Annotated in this window: 7 protein-coding genes and 2 riboswitches; of the genes, 3 read left to right on the forward strand and 4 right to left on the reverse strand. The window is 34.4% G+C overall.

The features are described from left to right. Positions 1–201: 201 nt before the first annotated feature. On the reverse strand, positions 202–381 hold the full coding sequence (locus B8955_RS06735) for a hypothetical protein (RefSeq protein WP_084099461.1): 180 nt from the start codon (positions 379–381) through the stop codon (positions 202–204). Positions 382–811: 430 nt separating this feature from the next. Further along, a riboswitch (M-box (ykoK) riboswitch) is annotated at positions 812–982 on the forward strand. 79 nt (positions 983–1061) lie between these two features. Here B8955_RS06735 and B8955_RS06910 point away from each other — a divergent pair. Then, entirely contained in the window at positions 1062–1202 is a 141-nt protein-coding gene (locus B8955_RS06910; RefSeq protein WP_159444455.1) for a hypothetical protein, read from the forward strand. Continuing rightward, positions 1159–2505 (forward strand): magnesium transporter, encoded by a 1347-nt coding sequence (gene mgtE / locus B8955_RS06740; protein ID WP_084099462.1) that lies wholly within the window; start codon positions 1159–1161, stop codon positions 2503–2505. The genes B8955_RS06910 and mgtE overlap by 44 nt, the downstream gene beginning before the upstream one ends. Before the next feature lie 215 nt (positions 2506–2720). Here the strand turns inward: mgtE and B8955_RS06745 are convergent, their stop codons facing one another. From B8955_RS06745 to B8955_RS06760, 3 genes are all read right to left on the reverse strand, one after another. Continuing rightward, on the reverse strand, positions 2721–2942 hold the full coding sequence (locus tag B8955_RS06745; protein ID WP_084099463.1) for a hypothetical protein: 222 nt from the start codon (positions 2940–2942) through the stop codon (positions 2721–2723). Between the two features lie 78 nt (positions 2943–3020). After that, positions 3021–3124, reverse strand: a riboswitch (SAM riboswitch). Positions 3125–3681: 557 nt separating this feature from the next. Then, positions 3682–4071, reverse strand: coding sequence for a type II toxin-antitoxin system death-on-curing family toxin (locus B8955_RS06755; protein ID WP_084099465.1), 390 nt, complete (start codon positions 4069–4071; stop codon positions 3682–3684). Continuing rightward, entirely contained in the window at positions 4068–4301 is a 234-nt protein-coding gene (locus tag B8955_RS06760) for an AbrB/MazE/SpoVT family DNA-binding domain-containing protein (protein ID WP_048729008.1), read from the reverse strand. The genes B8955_RS06755 and B8955_RS06760 overlap by 4 nt, the downstream gene beginning before the upstream one ends. Before the next feature lie 197 nt (positions 4302–4498). On the opposite strand from B8955_RS06760, the gene B8955_RS06765 reads away from it, so the two are divergent. Beyond that, a partial coding sequence (locus B8955_RS06765; protein WP_143238434.1) for an IS6 family transposase occupies positions 4499–4766 on the forward strand: 268 nt, incomplete at its 3' end.

Genomic DNA, 4766 nt, shown 5'->3' on the forward strand with positions numbered 1-4766 from the left:
AATGCCACGATCATATAAGATTTCTTGAACTTCACGATAGCTAAGGTTATAACGAAGATAGTAGCCCACGGCTACAATAATCACATCCTGCTGAAATTGCTTTCCTTTAAAATGCTTCATCGTCATTCCTCCTGCTATCTTTTTCTATTATGCTACCTTATTTGATAGTAGATTTAAAACTTTGCAACAGAACCCGTTAAACTAAATATCATCTTTTTCATCATGTTTCTTCTTTTCTAGCTTATATATAAGCCATAAAACTCTAGCAATAAACAACAGAATAAATATAGGCAATAAATGATATAGATTAACTAGTATTAGCATGACTATATCAAATAAACCACCTGCATAATCGTATTCTACAATTTCAACAATGTTCATTATTAAAATCCCCTTTTTATTTAAATTTCTGTATAAATTATTTTTTAAGTATACTCGTGACTTCATTGCAATAAGTACATTATTATTGAGTATAGTTAATTTGAGTAACTTATTCGAATATTTTAGGGGCAGACATTACTTTATATAAATAATGTCTTTTTCTTAACCCTTCCCTCCTTTACTATTTAAACTAATGATATAACAAAAAGCACTCTATAAATAGCAACCAACAGTTTACATTAGGCAACCAGTGGTTTACATTCGCTGTTTATAGAGTGTTTTATCTAATTTCAAGTATTGCAGATACAACTACAAAAAAATATTAATGCTCTGCCCTTATAGTAGATGTATAAACGATTTCGGAGAGCTGTTTCTTTTGTAACATAGACTTTACTGATGGAAGGTGTTACAATAAATATGATAAATAAGTAAATAGCCTTGTTAGGTGAGGTTACTGCACAAGAGATACGCTGCTGCCCAGAAACGTTCAAAGACGCCAATGGGTCAACAGGAATTTTCGAATTAAGGAAATTCTTAATGCAGCTGGGAACATATATATCCCTATGCTGTGCAGAGCTAAAACTCGACGAAGAGGTGCTAAAGTGATATATATCTATTTTTCAGCATGCTCTTTAAACATGCTGTTTTTTTATTTAAAAAACCCTAAGGAGGTGGTTGGCATGGATCCAGAGCCGGATTGGACTTTTGATGAAATAAAAGAAATAAAAATAATAAATGAGGGTATCCATGGTAACCCTTCTAGAAGGATTGATAACAATGAACAACTACGAAAAAATTTTCAAAGCAGCAAAAAAAAATGACCGCGAAACATTCCGGAAACTCTTTTTCAGACTCCATCTAAAAGACCAAGAAGAACTATACCATGCACTTTATCAGAAAAATAAGCGAAAAATAGAGGACTTATTAAGCCCAAACGAATTTGCTGAGTTATTTGAGCGGATGAGTCCTCGTGACCAAAAAGATGTGTACAACTTATTTTCACCGGAATATGTTGCAAGGTTATTCCCTTATATGGAAATTGATAATATCGTCAGGTTTTTATCTTATTTAAATCAGGAAGAAAATATTCAACTACTTGAGTTACTCTCTGTCAGTGAGCGTAATAAAATAGAAGAGATGTTGGTATTTGAACCAGAAACTGCCGGTTCGATTATGAATAAAAATTATATTATTGGATCGGCAAACCAAACCATTAAACAGATTACAGAACATGTTCGCATAGTTGCACAAACTGTTGAAACAGTCTACTATATTTATATTTTAGATGAAAAAGAAATGTTGATCGGTGTTATTTCTTTGCGAGACTTAATCTTGCATCCAGAGGAAGAAATTTTAGCAAATGTAATGGTGACTAAATTAGCGTTTGTTCCTGTAAACGCTGATCAGGAAACTGCTGCGCATCTGCTCCAAAAATATGACTTGGTCGCAGTGCCTGTTTTGGATAAAGCAGGCAGGATGGTAGGAATTATCACAGTTGATGATTTGATGGACATTATGTCTGCTGAAGTAACAGAAGACTTCAATGATTTTGCGGCTATTGGTAAAAGAAAAAAGAAAGAAGTAGATGAAGGAAGTACTTGGGATAGCGCTCGTGTCCGTATGCCTTGGATTATCATATTAATTTTCTTAGGAATAATTAGTGCTTCTTTAATTAGTTCATTCGAGGAGACCTTAAATGAAGTGGTCTTATTAGCTGCTTTTATTCCAATTATTATGGATACAGCAGGAAACGTCGGAACACAGTCACTTGCAGTATCTGTTCGTAAGTTATCACTCGGGGAAAAAGTAATCAGTAACTCTTTTTGGAAAATTATTTGGCGAGAATTCATTATAGGAATCATCTTAGGCAGCGCAGCAGGTATTGTACTGGGATTAGTTGTTGCTGTTTTCTATGGGAATCCAATTCTTGGGTTGGTTATTGGAGTCTCATTATTAATCACACTTAGTATTTCCAATGTGGTAGGAGCTGTTATCCCCGTATTAATAAATAAAATGCATATTGACCCAGCTGTTGCTTCCGGCCCTTTTATTACCACAATTAACGATGCAGTGGGATTGTTTATTTACTTTACAATTGCCACTCAATTTTTACATTTATTGTAAGCTCGTTTCTTTGTTGTTCATAACTTCATTTTCTAATGAAGCTTGGTGGTTGTGAAACCTTTCGATTCACAACCACCTTTTTGCTATCAGCCTTTAAAAAGGAGTCTTGCTTTTTAAGTGATAGAGTCCTTTTTATCTACGCCGATTGTAAAATTAAGCTAGACAAATAAAAAAGAGAAACTGTTGTAAACAAGTACACTAGTTTCTCTTCGGTTTTATTCAATATAATTTCTTTTATCCTTAATATCTTCTAACATTTCAATAGTTTCTTCAATTTTAGGAAGAATTTCTTCGTACCAAGACAATCTTTTCCTACGGATTAAAACACCTACAGCATGTGGCTTTGGATCAATTTCTTCCCAATAGGATTGTCGATCCAATACGACTTTTTTAAGATCCTCAAAATACTCTTTAACTTCACCTGCACTTACTTCCATTACAACAACATCTCCTTTTATTATTTTGCAATAAAAAAAGCGCCACTTAGTAATTAAGAAGTGTTCGCCTGAATGTTTTACTTATTTATCAAGTTTACACTTGTTGGATTTAGCACCGTTCCCTTAAGGTCGGTTGCTGAAGCATCATCGGGCCAATTCCCTCCACTTTCTCTTAATAAGTTTTGCTATTCTATTGTCAATATAAAATAGCAAAATTTCTTTAAAATGTCAATACTATGGTCACTAAACTCGTAGTTACAGATTTCCTATTAAATTTCGTGGTTAGCTTATTTACCCTGTACAGCTATTTTATAACTCAAAGATAAAAAATTAATACTTTTCCAACTATAGGAGTTAAATTTATAATATTTGAATCTACCATAATTAAATTCTCCTTAAATCCGACAGTATTATAAAAAATGACAGGTATCTCAACTTTAATGACCGGTTGAATTGCTCTGTATAACGGATAGAGAGCGTATCCTTCTGAAATATCATAACGACTGTAAACTTTGCGATACTCATTCCCAGCTAACAAACAATCATCGAATAAGCCGTGGTTTATTTTTCGTCTTAAACCACGGTTAAAAATCTTTTTCATGTGGCTTCTGTTGTACTTATTTCTAGGAAATTTACGAAAACTCCTACTCACATTAAGTCCCCCTTTCAAAGGTGCCTAATGGAGCTTCATTAGCCAGAACATAACAGTTCGCTCCTTTTTAATCGCTGTAATATTAATCTATTTTGAATGCACTTCGAACCGTGAAGAAATAGCTTCCCATGTAAGGTCTTTATCTGTAGCAATTGCTACCGTATAGTCTTCTATTTCTTTATTGCTAACGTTTAACGTCACACCGTTTAAACGTAAAAATGTATGAACCGCAACCAATGCGGTCCGCTTATTGGCATTGTGAAAACAGTGTTTCTGAACTAGTTTTTGGTACAATATAGCTGCTTTATCAAACAGAGTCGGATAAAGTTCTTTATCAAATACAGCCTGTTTCGGTAAAGCGACACACATATTCAAAGCGGTTGGCTCCTTTACGCCGATCTGCTCCTCAGGGCTGTAGCGTTGAATCTGCAGCGTATTAATCATAACTAATTCCCGTTCAGTTAAATAACGGATCATCGGCTAACGAGTCCTTCAAGTGCAACAGTGTAGTCATCCATCACTGCGTTAACCGTTGCTAAAAAATCGTCTTCTTTTTCGGCAGCTTTACGGATTTCAACGTGACCACCTTTGATAACATATTCAATGGAATCACCCACGTTTAAGTTGAGTTGCTGTAAGACATCGGGTGGGAGTGTCGTAATCACGCTGTGTCCCGATTTCCGCGTACTTCTTTGAATCATTTTCATATTTATCACCTCACACATATAGTATATACGTATGTATTAAATGATTCCAGTATATACGTATGTATTTTAATACCTTAATTCTGTTTGACTGGTTCTCTCACGCGTCTCTTTCATAAAATGATTGGTTCTGTTGCAAAGTTTTAAATCTACTATCAAATAAGGTAGCATAATAGAAAAAGATAGCAGGAGGAATGACGATGAAGCATTTTAAAGGAAAGCAATTTCAGCAGGATGTGATTATTGTAGCCGTGGGCTACTATCTTCGTTATAACCTTAGCTATCGTGAAGTTCAAGAAATCTTATATGATCGTGGCATTAACGTTTCTCATACGACGATTTATCGTTGGGTGCAAGAATATGGCAAACTACTCTATCAAATTTGGAAAAAGAAAAATAAAAAATCCTTCTATTCATGGAAAATGGATGAAACGTACATCAAAATTAAAGGAAAATGGCATTATTTGT

Origin of the sequence: Aerococcus suis (assembly GCF_900176325.1) — a bacterium.
Taxonomy (GTDB): domain Bacteria; phylum Bacillota; class Bacilli; order Lactobacillales; family Aerococcaceae; genus Aerococcus; species Aerococcus suis.

Coding starts and splice junctions, on each gene's coding strand:
- B8955_RS06735 (WP_084099461.1), bottom strand. CDS start 381: ATGAACATTGTTGAAATTGTAGAATACGATTATGCAGGTGGTTTATTT.
- B8955_RS06910 (WP_159444455.1), top strand. CDS start 1,062: ATGGATCCAGAGCCGGATTGGACTTTTGATGAAATAAAAGAAATAAAA.
- mgtE (WP_084099462.1), top strand. CDS start 1,159: ATGAACAACTACGAAAAAATTTTCAAAGCAGCAAAAAAAAATGACCGC.
- B8955_RS06745 (WP_084099463.1), bottom strand. CDS start 2,942: ATGGAAGTAAGTGCAGGTGAAGTTAAAGAGTATTTTGAGGATCTTAAA.
- B8955_RS06755 (WP_084099465.1), bottom strand. CDS start 4,071: ATGATCCGTTATTTAACTGAACGGGAATTAGTTATGATTAATACGCTG.
- B8955_RS06760 (WP_048729008.1), bottom strand. CDS start 4,301: ATGAAAATGATTCAAAGAAGTACGCGGAAATCGGGACACAGCGTGATT.